The 18,314-nt window shown below is 57.2% G+C and carries 15 protein-coding genes, 1 tRNA gene and 1 pseudogene; 9 read left to right on the top strand and 8 right to left on the bottom strand.

Annotated features, from left to right (window positions below):
* Positions 1–293: 293 nt before the first annotated feature.
* Complete coding sequence (gene priA / locus RISK_RS25325) at positions 294–2,684, bottom strand: replication restart helicase PriA (protein WP_047817114.1); 2,391 nt, start codon at positions 2,682–2,684, stop codon at positions 294–296.
* A 584-nt stretch (positions 2,685–3,268) separates the two neighbouring features.
* Here priA and RISK_RS33270 point away from each other — a divergent pair.
* Positions 3,269–3,397: pseudogene (locus RISK_RS33270) on the top strand (IS110 family transposase); the annotation flags it as partial.
* Between the two features lie 376 nt (positions 3,398–3,773).
* Here RISK_RS33270 and RISK_RS25335 read toward each other — a convergent pair.
* Positions 3,774–3,846, bottom strand: a tRNA-Glu gene (locus RISK_RS25335).
* A gap of 164 nt (positions 3,847–4,010) precedes the next feature.
* Positions 4,011–4,223, bottom strand: coding sequence for a carbon storage regulator CsrA (gene csrA, locus RISK_RS25340; RefSeq protein WP_007327053.1), 213 nt, complete (start codon positions 4,221–4,223; stop codon positions 4,011–4,013).
* A 282-nt stretch (positions 4,224–4,505) separates the two neighbouring features.
* Here csrA and RISK_RS25345 point away from each other — a divergent pair, with 282 nt between their 5' ends.
* The 4 genes from RISK_RS25345 to RISK_RS25360 all read left to right on the top strand — a co-directional run bounded on the left by RISK_RS25345 (position 4,506) and on the right by RISK_RS25360 (position 7,547).
* The gene (locus RISK_RS25345) at positions 4,506–4,895 is read left to right on the top strand and encodes a hypothetical protein (protein ID WP_236696693.1); all 390 of its coding nucleotides are present in this window, start codon (positions 4,506–4,508) and stop codon (positions 4,893–4,895) included.
* Between the two features lie 261 nt (positions 4,896–5,156).
* Positions 5,157–5,372 carry a hypothetical protein gene (locus RISK_RS25350; RefSeq protein WP_047817116.1) on the top strand — a complete coding sequence of 72 codons (216 nt, stop codon included), beginning with the start codon at positions 5,157–5,159 and terminating at the stop codon, positions 5,370–5,372.
* Between the two features lie 118 nt (positions 5,373–5,490).
* Complete coding sequence (locus RISK_RS25355; RefSeq protein WP_047817117.1) at positions 5,491–7,212, top strand: TlpA family protein disulfide reductase; 1,722 nt, start codon at positions 5,491–5,493, stop codon at positions 7,210–7,212.
* Between the two features lie 107 nt (positions 7,213–7,319).
* Positions 7,320–7,547: a hypothetical protein gene (locus tag RISK_RS25360; protein ID WP_047817118.1), complete on the top strand. Its 228-nt coding sequence runs from the start codon at positions 7,320–7,322 to the stop codon at positions 7,545–7,547.
* 51 nt (positions 7,548–7,598) lie between these two features.
* On the opposite strand, the gene RISK_RS25365 is transcribed toward RISK_RS25360, so the two are convergent.
* A complete protein-coding gene (locus RISK_RS25365; protein WP_047817156.1) occupies positions 7,599–8,918 on the bottom strand; it encodes a replication-associated recombination protein A in 1,320 nt (439 codons plus the stop codon).
* 64 nt (positions 8,919–8,982) lie between these two features.
* On the opposite strand from RISK_RS25365, the gene RISK_RS25370 reads away from it, so the two are divergent.
* Positions 8,983–9,459, top strand: a complete 477-nt coding sequence (locus RISK_RS25370; protein ID WP_047817119.1) for a DUF1499 domain-containing protein — start codon at positions 8,983–8,985, stop codon at positions 9,457–9,459.
* 95 nt (positions 9,460–9,554) lie between these two features.
* Here the strand turns inward: RISK_RS25370 and ilvE are convergent, their stop codons facing one another.
* From ilvE to RISK_RS25395, 4 genes are all read right to left on the bottom strand, one after another.
* On the bottom strand, positions 9,555–10,412 hold the full coding sequence (gene ilvE, locus RISK_RS25375) for a branched-chain-amino-acid transaminase (RefSeq protein ID WP_047817120.1): 858 nt from the start codon (positions 10,410–10,412) through the stop codon (positions 9,555–9,557).
* Positions 10,413–10,488: 76 nt separating this feature from the next.
* Entirely contained in the window at positions 10,489–11,322 is an 834-nt protein-coding gene (locus RISK_RS25380; RefSeq protein ID WP_047817121.1) for an SDR family oxidoreductase, read from the bottom strand.
* Complete coding sequence (locus tag RISK_RS25385; protein WP_047817122.1) at positions 11,319–11,834, bottom strand: 3-hydroxyacyl-ACP dehydratase FabZ family protein; 516 nt, start codon at positions 11,832–11,834, stop codon at positions 11,319–11,321. The genes RISK_RS25380 and RISK_RS25385 overlap by 4 nt, the downstream gene beginning before the upstream one ends.
* A gap of 371 nt (positions 11,835–12,205) precedes the next feature.
* A complete protein-coding gene (locus RISK_RS25395; protein ID WP_047817124.1) occupies positions 12,206–13,789 on the bottom strand; it encodes a lipopolysaccharide biosynthesis protein in 1,584 nt (527 codons plus the stop codon).
* A gap of 299 nt (positions 13,790–14,088) precedes the next feature.
* Between RISK_RS25395 and RISK_RS25400 the strand changes: the two genes are divergently transcribed.
* The 3 genes from RISK_RS25400 to RISK_RS25410 all read left to right on the top strand — a co-directional run bounded on the left by RISK_RS25400 (position 14,089) and on the right by RISK_RS25410 (position 18,284).
* Positions 14,089–14,544: a GntR family transcriptional regulator gene (locus RISK_RS25400; protein WP_047817125.1), complete on the top strand. Its 456-nt coding sequence runs from the start codon at positions 14,089–14,091 to the stop codon at positions 14,542–14,544.
* 127 nt (positions 14,545–14,671) lie between these two features.
* On the top strand, positions 14,672–15,589 hold the full coding sequence (locus RISK_RS25405) for an ABC transporter ATP-binding protein (RefSeq protein WP_047817157.1): 918 nt from the start codon (positions 14,672–14,674) through the stop codon (positions 15,587–15,589).
* Complete coding sequence (locus RISK_RS25410; protein ID WP_047817126.1) at positions 15,573–18,284, top strand: ABC transporter permease; 2,712 nt, start codon at positions 15,573–15,575, stop codon at positions 18,282–18,284. Before RISK_RS25405 ends, RISK_RS25410 begins: the two co-directional genes overlap by 17 nt.
* Positions 18,285–18,314 lie beyond the last annotated feature (30 nt).

An 18,314-nucleotide genomic window follows, 5' to 3' on the forward strand; every position in this document is an offset into this window, starting at 1 on the left:
AAAGGCAGGTCCAGACAAAGCCGCACAACCTCTTCGCGGCCAAGGTTCACCAACATCACCCCAGATCAGGCGAGCGTTGGGGTGCGATGCGGTCCCACGCTCAAACGTTTTGAACGTTTCCTTTTCAAATCACGCATTCTGCCCAGGCAACCCGACGCGTAGCGAGGAATGAGTCCAGTGCATTCATTCCTCGTTCACACGTCGGGTTTGCATTGGGTGCTGGGGCCCATCGACGAGGGAAAGGCGGCTCACGCCTTCCCCCCTCGTGTTAGTCGCACGAAGACCAAATTCGATCACATCAAATTGACGGGATCGATGTCGACCAAGAACTCAATTTCCTCCTTGGGATCCACCTTGAAATCCGCCAAGCCACGCCGGATGACTTCGCCGACAACCGCCGCTTCCGTGGCTTGCAACAACAAGTGAAAACGATACTTGCCGCTGATTTTGACGATCGGCGGTGGGGCGGGACCGAGAATGCGGACCTCCGCTTTGAGCAGGTCACGGGCCTTTTCCAAGCGGTCGACAATCGCGTCGGCCACGGATTCGGTTTTGTCTTCCAGTGGACCGCGAATGATGATCCGCGCCACACTGCCCAGCGGCGGGTAGTTGAACTTTTTGCGGTTCACCATTTCGTCTTCGACGAACTTCAAATAGTCGTGCCTCGCCGCGGCCTGAATGGCTGGATGTTCAGGCGTGAACGTCTGCACGATCACGCGGCCGCCACGATCGCCACGCCCGGTTCGACCAGCGACCTGAGTGACCAACTGGAACGTCCGTTCGGCGGCGCGGAAGTCAGGGAAGTGCAACGCCGAGTCCGCGTTGATCACACCGACCAGCAACACGTTGGGAAAGTCCAACCCTTTCGCGATCATCTGCGTGCCCAGCAACACATCAATCTCTCCAGCACGAAACTCCGACAGCACGCGTTGGTGACTGCCAGCACGCTTCATGGTGTCACTGTCCATCCGAGCGATGCGAGCATCGGGGAACCGGGCCTTCGCTTCCATTTCCAATCGCTGCGTGCCCAGGCCGCCATAACGAATTCCATCGAACCGGCACGCCGGACACCAGGGCGGCGTCGGGATCGTGTAATCGCAGTAGTGGCACATCGCCTTGCCACCATCACGGTGATGCGTCAGCGGCATGTCACAATCGGGACACGCACACACGGTGCCGCAAGCCGGACACTGGATCGTCGTCGCGTAACCACGTCGGTTGAGCAGCAGAATCGCTTGTCCTTTTTCTTTCAGCGTTTCGAGCACCGCCGCGTGCAAGGGACGGCTGATCGCGCCTCCTTTGCCGCGTTCCTCTTTGACTCGCAAGTCCACCAGTTGAACATCGGGCATCGGACGATTGCCGACCCGCTCCGACATCGTGACCAGTTCCGCGTGCCCGGTTTGCGTCGCGTGCCAAGCTTCCATCGACGGCGTTGCGGAACCCAACACCAGCGGGATGCCAAGTGCCATCGCTCGGGCATGGGCCACCTTGCGAGCGTGATAGCGAGGCTGCTTGTCTTGTTTGAAGGAGGTGTCGTGTTCCTCGTCGATCACGATCAACCCCAGATTTGGCAGCGGCGCAAAGACGGCACTGCGAGGCCCGATGACGACCTGGACTTCCCCTCGACGAATCCGCTGCCAATGAAAGTGACGCTCCGACGCGGACATCTGACTGTGCAACACCGCGACGTTGTCGAAACGATCTTCGAACCGCCCACGGGTCTGAGGCGTGAGGCTGATCTCGGGCACCAACACGATCGCCGATCCCGCTTGCTTGACAACATGCTCGATCGCCTGAATGTAGACCTCGGTCTTGCCGCTGCCGGTCACACCGTGCAGCAACAACGTCCGGCCGCGTCCGCTGTCGACGGCGGAGTTGATCCGAGACAACGCGTTCTCTTGTTGTGGCGTCAGGTCATGCGATTGCTTGGTTTCACCGTCGTTGGACTGAGCCCGAATGCGGATGTTTTGGCTGAGTTCCCGGCGCACCTCCGTCACCAACAACTCCTTCTTTCGCAACCGCCGAATCGGGTCTTCGGTGCACTCGGCCATGATCGCGAGTTCTGCGGCGGTCATCGGTCGATCTTGAGCGATCAAGAACCGCATCGCCGATTGCTGCTTGGACGGCAACTTGGCAATTTGCTCTTCGGTCAGCCCCGGTGCAGGCCGGAAGTAAGTTGTCTTCCGCGTGCCCGCGTTGTCGCGAACGCTGGCGGGAATCAGCGTGTCAAAGACTTGGCCAGCGGGGACCTGGTAGTAATGAGCGATGAACATCACCAAGCGAACCAGAGCCGCATCGCACAGCGGTTCATCATCAATGACCTCGGCCACATCCCGAAGTTTTTGTTGCGCCGCATTGCCCGTCTTGATCGACACGCACCAACCGGGAGTGGGCTTTTTGCGATGCCCCAGCGGCACGCCCACACGCATCCCCGGGCGAAGGACATCCAGCAAGTTGTCCGGGATTCGGTAATCGTAGGGCCCGTGCGGCGATCGAGCGAACACGATCGACGCAAGCTGAACGTCTTCGCCGACCGTCAACTCCCAAGGGGGAGGATCGGTTTCGAACAATTCGTTCTGGGTCGGTTCAGACGAGGACGAGTCAGCGGGCACGGAAGCGGCGACAAAAGGAGGAAAGTTCAGAGTCGGATCGCCCAGATTGGACAACGATGATTCAGACAACATAACGTGTGAGCTCCTTTTCTTCCCGGCGGGCGCAAGATAACCCATCCATCATCGCCCCCCCCGTGACACGTCTGGTCACACGCCTTGCCTGCCCTGCCCTTGTATGGTTGCAGACGCTTCATCTACCGGTCAAATAAATAGTGCCAGTGTTCTGGCCTCGGAGCGTAGCGAAGAGGCCAAAACACTCGCGGTCGGCGACAGATCGATAGCCCTCTGTTCCGCGGCAAGCGAGAACGCGGGGGAGCGGGATCGTCGTCGGCCTTAGATACAAGCCCGAACAGCCGCCAGAGCCGTCGGCCCCCGAAGGCGACGAGCTCGCATATGCAAGGAAGGGATACTTCCAAAATGAACTTTGATCACTTCATCGGAATCGAAGTTGCCAAAGCCAAGCTCGACATTTCCAAAGCAATCGATGGCCCGGTCCTCAAAGTTGCCAACGAGCCTTCCGCTATCAAAGCGATGATCAAAGAGCTGCCGAGGCCAAAGTCAGCGCTCGTCGTCGTTGAGGCCACCGGAGGCCACGAAAAAACGCTGGTCATCGAATTGGTGCAGGCGGGACACATCGTCAGCGTCGTCAACCCAAAAGTGTTCGCAATACGCTCTACATGGCGACCTTATTGGCGATGCGATTCAACCCGACGATCAGAGCCTTTTCCGAGCGTCTGAGCTCTCAGGGCAAACCGTACAAAGTAGTCGCCACCGCCTGCATTCGATAACTATTGGTAGTTCTCAACGCAATGGTCAAGGAAAATAAACCATGCAGAAATCCAGAAACCACTTGGAAACAACGCAGCCGCTCGCCCGGCAATCTCGCTCAACGCTCGCTTTCCGCCCCCTCCCGCTGCACGGGCGGGGTTCTTAAGGCATTGCAAGCACAGCGCTGAAAAGCTGCACGGCCTCTGCACGCGCCGGGGTCTGCAAGTCACTGCTGGATCGGCATGGATGAACTGCACGCCCTCCAAGCTGGGAGGGTGGAATCGATCGCCCTGCGAAATGTCTGGAAAGGGCCAGTGCGTCGATGCGGCATCAATTCTGCTGACAAGGCAAAAAAATAAGTCGTTTGCCTTTTCAGGCAAACGACTTATTCAGTGACCCCTACGGGACTCGAACCCGTGTTACCGCCGTGAAAGGGCGATGTCCTAGACCGCTAGACGAAGGGGCCGGTCGGTTTGCCAACAAAAGCTGGCGTGCCAACGAGGCGAGTATCAAACCAAGATCGCCTGAAGGCGTCAAGGGTTCCAGAGGCTCGTTTTGCCTGACGAGAACAAAAAACTTGTCAGGAGGCCGAATGTGCCTTCACGAACGTGCTGTGTGCGGGAATTCGACCTAAGAAACGTCGTTGGAATCCGCTGGGGCGTTCGCATCGAACGCTTCGTTGTTCCGTTGAATCGCATCGTAGACTTCACGCCGGTGAACTGGCACTTCGCGAGGAGCCTCCACGCCGAGGCGGACTTTGTCTCCACGGATTTCCACCACAACGATTTTGATATCGTTGTTGATGACGATGCTTTCGTTTTTCTTTCGCGAGAGTACCAACATGGCTCATTCCTTTTTGCGGCCGCCTGCCTCCTAGTAACAACTGCCTAGTCAACGACGAATAGTGGACAGGTTGTGGAAGGGAGTACGGACAGGGATCCTTGGTCCAACAACTCTAGGACAAAAAACGATCCGGTCAAGGAAATCCGGGTTGACAAACAGTGAAAAATCTTGTGCTCGTCGCCTCGTAGAGGGGTGGCGATTGCAAAAACACCGTATTTGCTTGCAAATACGAAGTGTCGCGTTCTCGATTCATCCCCTCCTCCTTTTGCGATTTTATTTGCGATGGCTGCTGTTTTTTCATTCCAAGCGTACGTGTACGGCACTGACCGGGGGGCTTTTGACGTGTCCATGGAGACCGTCGCGGACCGCTTTGACAACTTGGAAGGACTGTTTTTCGAATGGGATGGTTCGTTCACCTGGGCCAATCAGGCCCAGGGCTGGCAAATCGATGGCACGGTTTACGACAACGGTCAGGCCATTCAGTACGTTGACCTGCATGGCCGCGGTTCATCGTTGGAAGGGCGCAAAATTCTGCTGGAACGTCTCCACGCACTGTTTTTGACCTTGGGCGAACCGGAATCGATCTCACTGCTGCGTTTGCCCGAAAGGGCGTGGCAAGATTTACAAGCTTTTGAAAAAGATGTCTTCCAAACCGCCAGTGTTGATCAGTGAAACTCCACGGTGTCCCTTTCCTGAGAAATCAATCGGAAACGGGGTTGCTCGCTTTTCCCCGCGAAATGGCCCGGAATCGCTTGCTGTTGTGAGATTCGGTTGAATGAGTTGGAACGATTTTTCTGGTTTTCAGCGTTTTGGCATCCTGGTTGCATAACACTCCTGCCAGACGCCAATGCCTCGGATGAAGGCAGACGAGTCGGTGCCGGCGTCAGTGTGGTACCGAGACTAAAGAAAAGCCCCGTTTCAGGAAGAACCGCTATGTTGACCGAAACCATGCCGTCGCTCGAAAACGTCTCGATGATCTCAGCTGCGTCGCAAAATGAGACTTCGCCGTCGGACGCTGAGATCACTCGCCGCGTGATGAAGATCCGCAGCAGTTGGAGTGTCGCCGAGCGTTTGCGTCGTCGTCGTGAAGCAGATGATCGCTTCGCTGACTTGCTCGACACGTTGTCTTCTGATCACACCGCCGCCTGAAATCCTGTGACGGTGGCGAGACCTGCTCTCGCCTGACGCACGGATCCGAATGAACGGTATTCGAACTGGGCTCTTGCCCGGTAGAATGTCAGCTTTGATTCTTCAAGGATGACATTGGATGATTGGACCTCACATGGCTTTCGTGATTGCTCGCCTCCCAAAGACCGTTTGGGCCGGCGTGGTTGCGATTCTGTTGACCCCAGTTGTTGGAGGCTGCACCAGGCAACCTCCTGCTGAGTCAATCGAAAACGCCGATGCGACTGAATATGCTGATCCGGCTGACAGTGGTCAGCCGACTGGTTCCTCCCTGCCCAACGCCGGGCAACGCAACGAGGAGCAACGCGGTGAGGTCACGCCAGTTCATGAAGTCGAGCCAGGCAGACAAGCTGCCACTTCTGAAAAGACCGCCCCCATCCAGGTTCCACGAACGATCACGTCTGGGACGAGCGGGCAAGCGAAGCAGTTGGCGCATGAACTGAGCCCAGAGAAGCTGCGAACGTTCCTGTCCGAAGCGGACATTGAGATGCGGATGATCGTCAGTGGAGAGTCAGGGATTGAGGATGAAGCCACCGCCATTGGCGAATTGAAACGCATCGTCTCGCTGAAACGCGAAGCATCTCGGCGGTTGATCGAACACGCAGAATCATCGCCCAGGGATCAGGCGATTGGCCGGCGAGGCGAATTGCAGTCGCTCTCGCATCTGGCTGCCATGGGGGATCTGAAATCGGCTGAGAGTCTGCAACAGTTGGCAGAGGAGCTGCAAAACGATTCTGATCCAGACGTTCGTTCGGACAGTCAGCTTGTGCTCATCGGTTTTGCGATCGAAAACCTGCGGAACGGAAAATCGGAGGCGGCAACCAAGGTCGTTTCTCAGATCGACCGGCTGTTGCAATCCAGTTCTGCTCCCGACGCGGCAACGTTGATGGTGATGGGCCAGGCCAGAGACACGTTGATGCAGTTCGATCATGTCGAGGAAGCGTCTCGCGTGCGTTCCATGATCTTAGAAGAGTTCGTGGAGCCGATCGAAAATGGTGCTGGCGAAGCGAGCGAGATGGTGGGACTCGCTGACATGGCGCGTCAGATTGCTGGTCCAAGTTTGCAAGTCAGCGAAGCGACCCGTCGCGTTCAAGATCTGATGCAACAATTCATCACGGAAGCGAACGAGAACACGACCGCAGCAGATTCAGCGGTCTCGCCGAGCGATTGGAAGGAAGCCATTCAAACGTTGGCGGATGAACAACCCGACCTGCTGACCACTCAGTTTTTAGCCGCTGCCAGTCTGGAGGCGGAAACCGTCGGTCGCGAAGACTTGATGTCGGTGACCTACCAGGTCTTGGACGACAAGTTTGCTTCCCTGCAGGACGATCGCGGGCGTGAGGCACGGGCGGCAATTCAAGCTCGAGACAATCGTGAGAAGATTCTCGGCAAGGCATTCGATCCTGATTTGCCGAGCACGAAGGGCGATGAGCTCTCGCTGGAGAGTTATCGCGGGAAGGTGGTTTTGATGCCGTTTTGGTCCGCCGCATTCCCGGACTCGCTGATGGTTGTCGACAACCTCCAAGAGATCGCTCGCCAGTACCCGGAGAAGGTTGCGATTGTGGGGATGAATCTGGATGTTCAGTCGACAGACGTTCCAGCGTTTGAGTCTCGCAATAAAATCTCGTTCCCGAGTTTTCGCAGTGTTTCCGACCCGGAGGCGTCCGTCGCAAACTCGATTGCCTATCGGTTTGGGGCCGTTTCATTGCTGTTCGTGGCTGTGATTGACCAAGCGGGCGAGGTTCAGGCCCTCGAATTTTCTGGGCGAGATTTGACGCCGGTTGTCGAAAACCTTTTGCGATGAATTAAGCTGGGCGGTTGGACGAGTTCCATGAGGCAATGAGAAACCTCTCGTCTTTGTCGACTTGTTTGTGTCGGCTCGTCTTAGTCACTGTCTGCTAGGTTGCGATCATGCAATTCATCGAACTCACCGGCAAATCGTTGTTGGATGTCATCAACGAAGGCGAAATTGATATGGGCCAGCTGCATGAGGCTGGCGTCAACGGCGACTCCATTCTGAGGATCAACAAGTTCGGCGAAATCGAACTAAGAGACAAACAGGAATGGGTTTTGGTCGGCGGTCTGCTGGGGAATTTTGAGGACCGCCTGCGGAAGATCACGCAGTTGGATTGGCTGTAGCGTCGAGCGACCCATTGAATGAGGTGGTGAGTCAGAGGCGAGCAGCCGCGATCATTCCGTCTCTCTTCCCAGTTGCTCGCGGATTTTTTGCAAGCGTTGGCTGAGTTCTGATTCAAACCCGCGCTCAACCGGTTCGTAGTAACGTCGGTCGACGCCGAGGTAGTCCAACTCTGCCACACCGACATCCGTGTTGTGTGCCGATTGGTAGCCATCGCCGTGACCCAGTTCTTCGGCACCGGAGTAGTGACCGCACCGGAGCATTTTCGGAACAGGGATGACCTGTCGCTCTCGTACGTCGCGGCGTGCGGCGCTGATCGCCGTGGTCGCGGCGTTGCTTTTCGGGGCCAGGCTCAGGTAAGCGACTGTTTGGCTCAGCGTGAGTTGAGCTTCGGGAAGACCGATCATCTCACAGGCCTGCATGGCACTGACCGCAAGCATCAACGCTTGCGGGTCCGCGTTGCCGATGTCTTCGCTGGCCAAGATCACCAACCGTCGGCAGAGGAAGCGAATGTCTTCGCCGCCTTCCAGCATCCGAGCGAGCCAGTACAGGGACGCATCGACGTCGCTGCCGCGGATGCTTTTGATGAGCGCGCTGGCCAGGTCGTAGTGATCGTCGCCGGTGGCATCGTAGCCCGCGATGCGGCCGGTCATGGATTCAGCAACATCTTCTCGCGAGATGGTTGCCGCTGGATCTTCGTGGCTGTGCACGGCCACTTCGAGTGCCGTGAGGGCTTTGCGAGCGTCGCCGTCGGCGGCGGCAGCGAGGTACTCGATCGCATCCTCGGCAATCTTGACGTTCTGGTTTCCCAGTCCGCATTCCCGGGCGGTGATGGCGCGCTTCAGCAGCGTTCGCATGTCGTCCACCGAAACGGGTTCCAGCCCGAACAGTTGGCTGCGGCTGATCAGTGCGGCGTTGACAGCGAAGTAGGGGTTGCTGGTCGTGGCTCCGATCAGCGAGATGATGCCCGATTCCACATCGGCCAGCAGAGCGTCTTGTTGGGACTTGTTGAAACGATGGATCTCATCGATGAACAGCAACGGTCTCGGGTCGCCTGCGGAAACTCGGTCGCGTGCTTTGGCCAGCACTTCGCGAACGTCTTTGACGCCGCTGCTGATTGCGTTGAGGGTGACCAGTTCGCTGTTCTGTTCTGACGCGATCAAGTGAGCGAGCGTGGTTTTGCCGGTGCCCGGTGGACCGTGCAGCAGGATCGAGCCGATGCGACCGCTGGCGATCAATCGCCGGAGCAGTTTCCCTTCACCTAGGATGTGTTGCTGGCCGACAAACTCAGATAGCTTCTTGGGACGCATTCGCGCAGCCAAGGGTTGAGCAGCGAACAGGTGGTCAGCTTCTTGATCGGCAAACAGGTCCATGGTCGACATGACAATTCAAAGTGATCGGCGGGATGACCGCTCGCAGAAAAGAACGAGAAGAGCAATGACAGGAACGGTGATCGCTGGAGTGGTGACGTTGGCAATTGTTGCACGAGTTGTCACGCTCGTCGACGATTGGGGGCGAGATTGGACGAACAACCACGCCAAGTGGGATGATTCCGCCACGGATCCAGGAAAGCGACCGTTGCGATTGCCGAAGCCAATCGCCGAAGTGCGTCGTGATTTAGAAACCTGGGTGGAGTCGGAACCGATCTGGCAAGTGGAATCGATCGCGGACGACTCCGTTGACGCACCGGTCGCCGGTCAAACCCAGGTCATCCATTTGACGCGTCGAACCAAGTGGCTGCGGTTCGTCGACGATGTCCACGTGCAATTGACGGAGGAAGTGTCTCCCACCGGTGAGGTGGTCACTCGGGTCGACGCGGAAAGTCAATCTCGCGTCGGCAAAGGGGACCTGGGGCAGAACCCTCGCAACCTCCAACATCTCCGCGAAGCATTCTCAGCGGAGGAAGGGATTTGATCGTAGCGGAACTCGCCAAGAGTTTCGGAAATGTCGTAGCGAAACTCGTCAAGAGTTTCGGTGTTGGGTGTTGGCCGAAAGTCTTGGCGACTTCGTCAGCGAGCCACAAATGCGCGGAAGGCTGCGTTGAGTTTTTGCGTCATTGGACCGGGTTTGCCGTCGCCGATGACTCGGCCATCGAGTTTGACCGCGGGGATGACTTCGGCGGCGCTGCCGGTCAGGAAGCATTCGTCGGCGACAAAGATGTCGTGACGGGTCATCGCTTCCTCCGCCACTTCGATCCCATTTTCGCGAGCCAAGTCGATCACCGTGTTGCGGGTGATGCCTTCCAGGATGCCTGCGTCGATCGGAGGTGTGATCAAACGGCCGCCGCGGACAATGAAGATGTTGTCCCCGGTGCACTCGGCGACTTCGCCTTTGGTGTTCAACATCACGGCTTCGATGCATCCGGCCCGGATGGCTTCGATCTTGGCCATGATGTTGTTGAGGTAGTTCAGCGACTTCACGCGAGGGCTGAGTGCGGCCGGGTGATTGCGGATCGTGGAGGCTGTGATCAGTTCCAAGCCTTCGGTGTAGAACTTTTCCGGGTAAAGCGAGATCGTGTCCGCGATGATGATCACTTGGGGATCTTCGCAGGAAAACGGGTTGAGCCCCAACTGGTTGCCGCCACGCGTGACGACCAAGCGGATGTAGCCTTCCGTCAGGCCGTTCTTGGCAACGGTCTCGTTCACCGCTGTTGTCAGGGCGTCGATCTCGATGGGGATGTCCAGCATGATCGCACGAGCGCTCTCGTAGAGTCGCGTCATGTGGTCTTCGAGAGCGAACACTTTGCCCGAGTAGATCCGCATGCCTTCGAACACGCCGTCACCGTACAGCAGCCCATGATCGTAAACGCTGATCTTGGCGTCTTCGCGTGAGAAGTATTGCCCGTTGATGTAGATGGCTTGGGTCATGCCCGAAAACTCAAAGTTGGAAAGGTGCGATTGGTGTGAAGGCGAATCTGGGGATGTTTCGTTTGCGAGATGGTGCTCAGTCAACGGAGGCGTTCGTGACCGCGCCGACCACTTCCGCATCAAAGTAGTTGATCGACATGCCCGCATCGACCACGATCGATTGCGCGGTGATGCCGCTGCTGCGTGGAGACAACAAAAACGCCGCGGTGGACGCGACTTCGTTCGTCGTCACTGCTTCCCCACGAGGGATGACTTTTTCCGCGTACAGGTACGAATCAACATAGCCGGGGATGCCTGCCGAGGCGCTGGTTTTCAGCAGGCCGGCCGCGACCGCGTTGAAGCGGACTTGGCTGAACCGGCTGAACGATTTGGTCAGAAAGGCCAGCGATGATTCGAGGGCCGCTTTGATCGGGGCCATGAAGCCATAGCTTTCGCTGGCCATTCGCGTGGTGCTGATTCCAATCGTGACCACGCTGGCGTCACTGGCCAGTCGGTCTTTGATGGCGTTGCAAACCGCGACCAGAGAAAAAGCCGAGATATCGATCGCTTGCAGGAATTGACGTCGCGTTGTTTCGTGAAACGGACGGATGCCATCGCTGTAGTCGGCAAAGGCGATCGCGTGCACCATCCCGGCGAGCGTCACATTGTCTCGCTCCAGTTCGGCGGCCATCGCGTCAATGTCGGATTGTTGTTCCACGTCGCAAATGATCAGGCGGCGACCAGACAGCAATTTGGCCAAGCTCTCGCGGCGAGACTCACTGCGGACGGCGTAGATCACCTCCCCGCCGGCCTGTTCAATTTGCTTGGCAATCGCAAACGCGACGCTCTTTTTGTTGGCGACTCCCATCACCAGGAATGTCTTGTCGGTCATCCCCAGGAAGTCGAACGCGGCGGTGTTTTCGGTGCTCACGATTTTGCATCCACGTCAGGGGCTGGGCTGGGCTGCGCTGGCGTGATGCTGCACGCAAACTCCAGTCGCGTGGTGACTTTTCCATTGAGCAGCATTTTGCCGGTCATGAAAAACGCGTTGGAAAGTCGCTCCTTCAGCGTCACGTGAATGTCGACGGTGTCCCCGGGGCGGACCATGTTTTTGAACTTCACGCTGTCCATGCGAGTCACCACGGGGACAAATTCGCCCACGTCGGGCGTGTGTTCGGACAGCAGAATCGCACCCGCTTGCAGGCAGCATTCACACTGAATCACTCCGGGGACCAGTGGGTAACCCGGGAAGTGTCCTTGCACAAAGAACTCGTCGGCCGAGAACGTTTTGCGGGCGTGAAGCGTGTTTTCGGTGATTTCCAGCACCTCGTCCAGCAACAGCATGGGCGAGCGGTGGGGAATTTTGGCCTCGATTTCATCGGGGCCGAGATGCCGAGCGTCGGTGGAGTCGTTGGGAGCGTTCATCCCCGTATCAAACGCCATTTTTGGGGCGATCGTCAAGGCCGTCGAAAGAGGGTTTGTCCGCGTTCGCGGAGGAACGCCCGCACGGTGTGCGATGATCGGCAATATCGAGCCAACCGTGATTCACGCCGGCAGGGATACAAGTGCGAATTGTGCCGCGAAAGGTTCGCGTGGAATAGCAGTGATTCGTCGACATCGCCCCGGATGGGGCCGTCTTCCGTAGCTCGGGGCGGAAGCCCCGAGATTGCTTCACGTTAGATGCAATCATTGAAAAAGTTCAATTGACAAATGCAAAGTGCAAAATGCTGTTGGGATGAACGGGCCGCAAGCAATTTAAAATTGTCAATTGTCAATTTAACCTTTTCAATCGAATCGCCGCAAAGCTTTTAGGCTCAACCCAGCGGCATCAGCTTCGAGCGAACCTTCTCGGGCAGGCTGTTCAGCCAACGGTGGCGGGTGGCGTCGTCATTCCAAACCATCAACCCGATCGCGATTGCGAACAGCAATGCGACGTACGGCGAAAACAGCAGGCTGACCGGAAGCAGCGACAGCACCACCAGAGTCAGGTCCAGTTTGTAGCCGCAACCGATCATGGCCAGCCACACGCCGGTCATCACGACCCCGTGAGAACAAAGCGTCGCGATCACGGCTCCTTGCAGACCCAGCATCGGCAGCAACCACGCGTTGAGTGCCAAGTTGCTGGTCAGGCCCGCTGCCATTGCGACGGGAATCCATTTTCCTTTTTCAACCGTCCAAAGGTAGTTCTGCCCAACGGTCACCAGTGCTGCCCAAGTGCAGAAGCACAGTGCCATCGGCATCAGTGTCATCCCGTCGGTGTAGCGGCCTTGCAGCAGAACGTTGAAGATCCAAGGCCCCAGCAGAATGGCCACCGCACTGCCGCTGGTGAACACGATCGAAACCGCCAGCAACGCGTCTCGCAATCGTGTCTGCACTGCTTCAAAGCGTTTGGCTTCCCAGTCCGCCGACAGATACGGCAGCATCACACCGCCGATCATCGTTCCCAGGCTGAGCAATAGCATCGGGATGATTCGTCCCGAGTGGTACTGCCCCACCGCGGCTTGTCCTGCGATCTCCGCCGACAACGTTTCGGTCGCCGGGATGAAGTGCAGGATCATGTAGCGATCCGAAAGCTCAAACAGATTGCCGATCAAGTTCATCAGCCAGAGCGCCGTTGCGTACGGCGCGAGCCTGCGAATCATGTCCCACAAACCAAAGGGCAGGTCATCGTCAGGTGATTGCGTTTCGGGCTCTTGAGCAGAATTCGTGATTGCGTCGTTGGAGTCCGAGATCTGCTGGGCTGATTCCCAGGAACGAATCAGAGACCACAGGCCAGGGATCGATGCGATCAAGCAGGATGCGGCGAACATCCACACGACCCCCGTGAACGACCCGCCGGAGATCAACCAAGCGACGCTCAACAGCGTGAAGCCGACGCCCTGCATGAACTGCATGCATGAGACCATGCGCACTTGTCGCAACGAACCGTTGAGGTCGCTGACAAAGTTGTAGGCGATCATCCCCACCACGGCTCCGACAACGCCGTAGATCAGCCGGTTGTCTTGCGGTTGCAAGAAAACGATCCAGCCAAACCAATCGGGAAGCCACAACATGGTTGTGACGAAAATCGTGGTGCATGTCAGGGTCCCGATCGCGATCCGACGCACAAACGGTGTGAGCGACTTCTTAAGACGGAAGTGTTCGGTGAATCGTGGCAGCACGCCGGGGATTCCCAGCAGCATCACCGGGGTGATCAACGTGATGAATCCGAACGCCATTGACCAACGTCCGACATCCGTGTCGTCCATCAATCGGCAGAACGCCATCCCGCGAATGAAGCCGATGCCCCGGCCGAGCACTGTCATCGCCAGCATCACGATCATGCCGATCGCCAGCGAATCGACTCGAAAGGCCGAACGGGTTGTGGTGGGTTGAGTGGCTGAGTCGGCGGTCGACATCGGCAATTGGCTTCGGTGATCAGATGGATGGTGGCGGATGACGCGAGCGGAGCAGATTCGCGTGGACGCTGTTTGAATGCGAGGTTTTGAAAGGGTGGCTCGCTGATTGGTGGCACCCTGTTCACTTCGTTGGCCAAGGAGAAAGATCGATGGATCAGGCGGGTCTCAAGTCCGGTCGAAACGGTTGTGTCGATATTTTTGGCTGAAAATCATTGACCGAACCCCTTGGTGTGCTATCGTGGTAGCACACAGGTTCGGTGCGGCGTCTGCTGCCTCGAACTCCTTCTCAGGAGACGCCCATGTTCTTTTCCATTGATGCGGCCAGCGACGTGCCGATCTACGAGCAGATCGTTCGGCAGGTCAAGCTGGCTGTTGCCGATGGCACGCTGGTTGGTGGCCAAATGCTTCCCAGTGTGCGTCAGCTTTCTCGCGACATCGCGCTGAATCCCAACACGATCGCGCGAGCTTATCGCGAGTTGCAAACCCAAGAGATTCTCAAACCGCTGCGTGGTCGCGGGATGGTGGTTCGTCGCGATGCGATGGATGCCTGCACGGCCGCCCGCGATGACTTGGTGGGGGACGGTGTTCGCCGTGCTTTGGCCGATGCGATTGCTGGCGGGATGTCACCGGATCAATTGCGGTCGCTCTTTGAATCCGAGCTTTCGCGATTGAGTGCAGCCTCCGCGAAGTCCAACTCGGACGAATCAAGCCTTGAATCTGTTTCTTCCTCCAACAACGAGCCGAGCCATGAATGAATTGGATTCTGTCGGACGTGAGCCAACGACGCGGGAAGCTTCTGACATCGCCTCGAATCGCCCAGCGTATGATTCGCACCAGGCTCGGCCGAATGTTGAACCAGGGGGCATCATTCAAGTCGATCGAGTGAGCAAGCGGTTTCGAAACACGGTTGCTTTGGACAACGTCAGTTTGCGTGTTCCGGCGGGGACGGTGTTCGCTTTGCTAGGTGAAAACGGTGCTGGCAAGACAACCTTGATTCGAATCTTGACCGGTTTTCAAAAGCCGGATTCGGGAGCGGCATCGATCCTGGGACATGACTGCGGACAGCACTCCGAGGAGATCAGGCGAAAGATCGGATACGTGTCTGACTCGCCGGCACTTTACGAGTGGATGACTCCGCCGGAGATCGGGTGGTTCGTCAGTGCGTTTTACGACGAAGGTTTTATCCCCCGGTATCGCGAATTGATCGAAGAGTTTCAGGTGCCACCGGCGACGAAGATCAAATCGATGAGCAAAGGGCAACGAGCCAAAGTGGCTCTGGCGCTCGCGACGGCTCATGATCCGGAACTGTTGATCTTGGATGAACCGACCAGCGGTTTGGATCCAATGGTCCGTCGTCAGTTCTTGGAATCGATGGTCGACCGTGCCGCTGCGGGGCGAACGGTATTGCTGTCGAGTCATCACATCAATGAAGTCGAGCGAGTCGCAGACATGGTGGCGATGATTCATGGCGGCCAAGTCAAATTGGTTCAGTCGATGAACGACTTGAAATTGCACACTCGAATCGTGACGGCAACGATGGATGACGCTCACGTCGAGTCACCGGATTTACCGGGACGTGTGCTGAGCGAAATGAACAACGGTCGGCAGAGACGCTGGGTGATCACGGATTGGAACGACGCCGGGGAACTGCACTGGGGACCTGATGACGGTGTGCGGCAATTCCATGTCAGTGTGCCAACGCTGGAAGAAGTTTTCATTGCGGTTTGTGGTCAACCCATTCGGGATGAACCTTCGGTTTTCGATCGTCGTCAGGAGGTGAACGATGGCCACTTCGCTTGATGCTTTTGCTTACCCGGCCGTTTCACGTCCACGATCAGCGTTTCAGCATTTGGTTTGGAAAGACTTTCGGATGCTGCAGACGCTGTTGTTGGCGGGTGTCATCGGCACGGCGGCGTTGTTCTTCCTGGCGGTCCTTCGTGCCGCGATCGATCCGGTCTCGGATCCGAGCCTCGCAACGCTTTCCGTGTTGTGGGTGTTGTTGCCGAACTTGGTGGCACTCGGAATTCCGCCGATTTCTCTGGGCACGGAGAACGAAGAACGAACCCTGGATTGGTTGCGGACGTTGCCGGTGACATGGTCGCAAGTGTTGTTGTCCAAGTTATTGGTCGGGTTCGCCGCCTGGGCACTGGCGGTCTTGATCGCCACAGCCTGCTTTGTGCTTTCTTGGGTCGTGTTGCGGGGCGAGTGGGACTGGGGCGAGATCGGACGGATCTCTGGTTCGGAATCGATCTTCGAGTTGATGGTTTACGGAGTCGGCTTGCTGATCTGCGGCTGGATCGCGGCGTTGATCGTTCGCAATCCGGTTGGTTCGGTGATGTTGGTGATCCCGTTGATCGTGGGCCTGACCTTATTGTGGAACTACTCGATCGCCGGGTTGGTGAGCACACATTTCCATCATGGAGTCACGTTTTTGGAGGCGACCGCTGGTCAGCGTGTTGCCATTTTGTGTTTTGCTGTGGTTTGTCTCGTTGCACTGGGGGCCGTGATCGCCGGTTTGGCTCGCCATCGCCTGGCCGGTGCGAGTGATCACCGTTGGCAGGCTCCAGCGGTGGCCTCGACTTCGGCTTGGCAACCAAGCGTGGTGCAAGTGGCTTGGCATGCCAAACCGCGTCCGTTCCGCGCGTTGCTTTGGCAACAGGTTCGGCAGACTCGTTTGGTCATTGGCGTCGCTTGCTCTCTCTCGATGTTCGCAGTGGTTTGGGGCCTGGTGGGAGGAGATTCTGATATCCAGAGAGCGTTGATTGTCTTGGGATGGCCGGCGGCACAGCTGATGCTGGGAGTCGCCACGTTCCATGGAGATCGACGGGGAATGCGGCAAGGGTTCTTCGCCGACCGTGGTTGGTCGCCGAACCTGATTTGGGTGACTCGATTGATCCCAACCGCCTTGGCATCGTCGTTCTTGATGGTTTTGTTTCCATTCAGTGCTGGCCTCGATTTGTACATCGGGATGCCATACGGAACCGTGAACTTGTGGCAAGCCTTTGCGTTCAGCGTGGTTGTGCAAACCCTTCTTTTCTTGATCGGTGTTTTGACGGGGCAATGGGGCCGCCGTCCATCGCTGGCGTTCTTTGGCGCACCTGTGGTGGCTCTGCTCTGGATGCTACCCGCGTTTGGCCTGCTCGCGTTCTACGGAGGCTACACCGGGTTGCTGTGGCTGGCGGCCGGGGTGTTGCTGTTCGCAACTCGGCGTTTGACGCCCTTGGTCATGGAAGGTGTTTCTTCGGCTGCTGTTTGGGGACGAGGGTTGGCGTATTGCTTGCTGGCTTTGGGGGTGATGTGTCTGTGTCTGTTCACTCATCGCTGGTGGACAACGCCGCCGGAAATGCCGCAGTGGCGCAAAGAGATGCTGGCAATCGTTCAGGAGCCGGTTACGCCTGAAGTCATCGAGTCCACGATTGGTGTGTTGCCAGGGACTCGGAATCTCGAATTGAATGCGGATGTTTATCCGCTCGATCGGTTTGACGAGGGCATGAAGAAGATCATGCTGCAAACGGAATTTCCAAATGTGGGCACCGCAGACGCAGGCAAGATGCAATTCACTATCCGTTTGGATCCGAGCATCAATTGGTCCGGTTCGGCGAGGGTCGAAGCCATATACGGCAACCAACCGGAACGATTTCGCGACCGGGCGCTCGCACTGGAGAAGGAGTTGGGGCCTGTGAAGATGATGGGCGAGTCGGTCTCGCAATCAGAGTTGTACAGTTTGTGCGTGAGCACACCTATTTCAATGAAGTCGGGCACCCGTACATTTCGTAGTGATGGAAGTTATTTCTATGCAGGTCAGTACCATCCTTTCGATTGGCGACCGCTTCGCCGCAAAGCTCTTGAGGTTGCTGCGAAGTGGTCAACACTATCTCGGGAGCAAGCACCGAAGTTTGGTGCGTTGGGGGAATTGCTTGAGAACGCTGAAACCAATGAGTGGATCGTGATCGCTGGCTTGAGGCAGATTGCCTACGATCAAAACTTGTTCAGTGATCGGCCTCTCCCGCAGGGCGAAGAGGATCGAATGGATCGTGAGGTGTTTGTGCGAGTGGTCGATCAACTGGCCAGCGAGGACCTGCGTCGTGAGAGTCGCCAACGATGTCTGATCGCCGAATGGCAACGTTTTCAGACGGGAGACTGGAGCGGCTGGTTCGACGATGAGCTGGGAAACGAGAAGCCGTTCTTGGAGGCTCCGCTCTCGGACCCGCTGTATCGTTTGGGGATCGAGCAGAAGCGTTTCGAGCGGAAACTCGACGTGGCAGTTCGCACTACGCTGGAGCAACTCGAGGACGGCTTGCCCGAGTGGGATGACCCCGAACTGGCCGAGCAACGGCTGCTTTGGGGTGAGTTGTTGAAGGACCGTCGCAACGCGCAGAACTCGCTCGGTCACCAGGAACTCGCATCACCGCCTCGAGCTCCCGTGTTCTATCGAGAGCAAGACCTGATGATCGACGAGTTGCGTCAGATGGCAGATCGCTTGCGTGAACCGTAGGAGATGATCGAAGCAACGTAGGGCAGCTAC

This window comes from Rhodopirellula islandica (assembly GCF_001027925.1).
Taxonomy (GTDB): Bacteria; Planctomycetota; Planctomycetia; order Pirellulales; family Pirellulaceae; genus Rhodopirellula; species Rhodopirellula islandica.

Coding starts and splice junctions, on each gene's coding strand:
- priA (WP_047817114.1), bottom strand. CDS start 2,684: ATGTTGTCTGAATCATCGTTGTCCAATCTGGGCGATCCGACTCTGAAC.
- csrA (WP_007327053.1), bottom strand. CDS start 4,223: ATGTTGGTACTCTCGCGAAAGAAAAACGAAAGCATCGTCATCAACAAC.
- RISK_RS25345 (WP_236696693.1), top strand. CDS start 4,506: ATGGCTGCTGTTTTTTCATTCCAAGCGTACGTGTACGGCACTGACCGG.
- RISK_RS25350 (WP_047817116.1), top strand. CDS start 5,157: ATGTTGACCGAAACCATGCCGTCGCTCGAAAACGTCTCGATGATCTCA.
- RISK_RS25355 (WP_047817117.1), top strand. CDS start 5,491: ATGATTGGACCTCACATGGCTTTCGTGATTGCTCGCCTCCCAAAGACC.
- RISK_RS25360 (WP_047817118.1), top strand. CDS start 7,320: ATGCAATTCATCGAACTCACCGGCAAATCGTTGTTGGATGTCATCAAC.
- RISK_RS25365 (WP_047817156.1), bottom strand. CDS start 8,918: ATGGACCTGTTTGCCGATCAAGAAGCTGACCACCTGTTCGCTGCTCAA.
- RISK_RS25370 (WP_047817119.1), top strand. CDS start 8,983: ATGACAGGAACGGTGATCGCTGGAGTGGTGACGTTGGCAATTGTTGCA.
- ilvE (WP_047817120.1), bottom strand. CDS start 10,412: ATGACCCAAGCCATCTACATCAACGGGCAATACTTCTCACGCGAAGAC.
- RISK_RS25385 (WP_047817122.1), bottom strand. CDS start 11,834: ATGGCGTTTGATACGGGGATGAACGCTCCCAACGACTCCACCGACGCT.
- RISK_RS25395 (WP_047817124.1), bottom strand. CDS start 13,789: ATGTCGACCGCCGACTCAGCCACTCAACCCACCACAACCCGTTCGGCC.
- RISK_RS25400 (WP_047817125.1), top strand. CDS start 14,089: ATGTTCTTTTCCATTGATGCGGCCAGCGACGTGCCGATCTACGAGCAG.
- RISK_RS25410 (WP_047817126.1), top strand. CDS start 15,573: ATGGCCACTTCGCTTGATGCTTTTGCTTACCCGGCCGTTTCACGTCCA.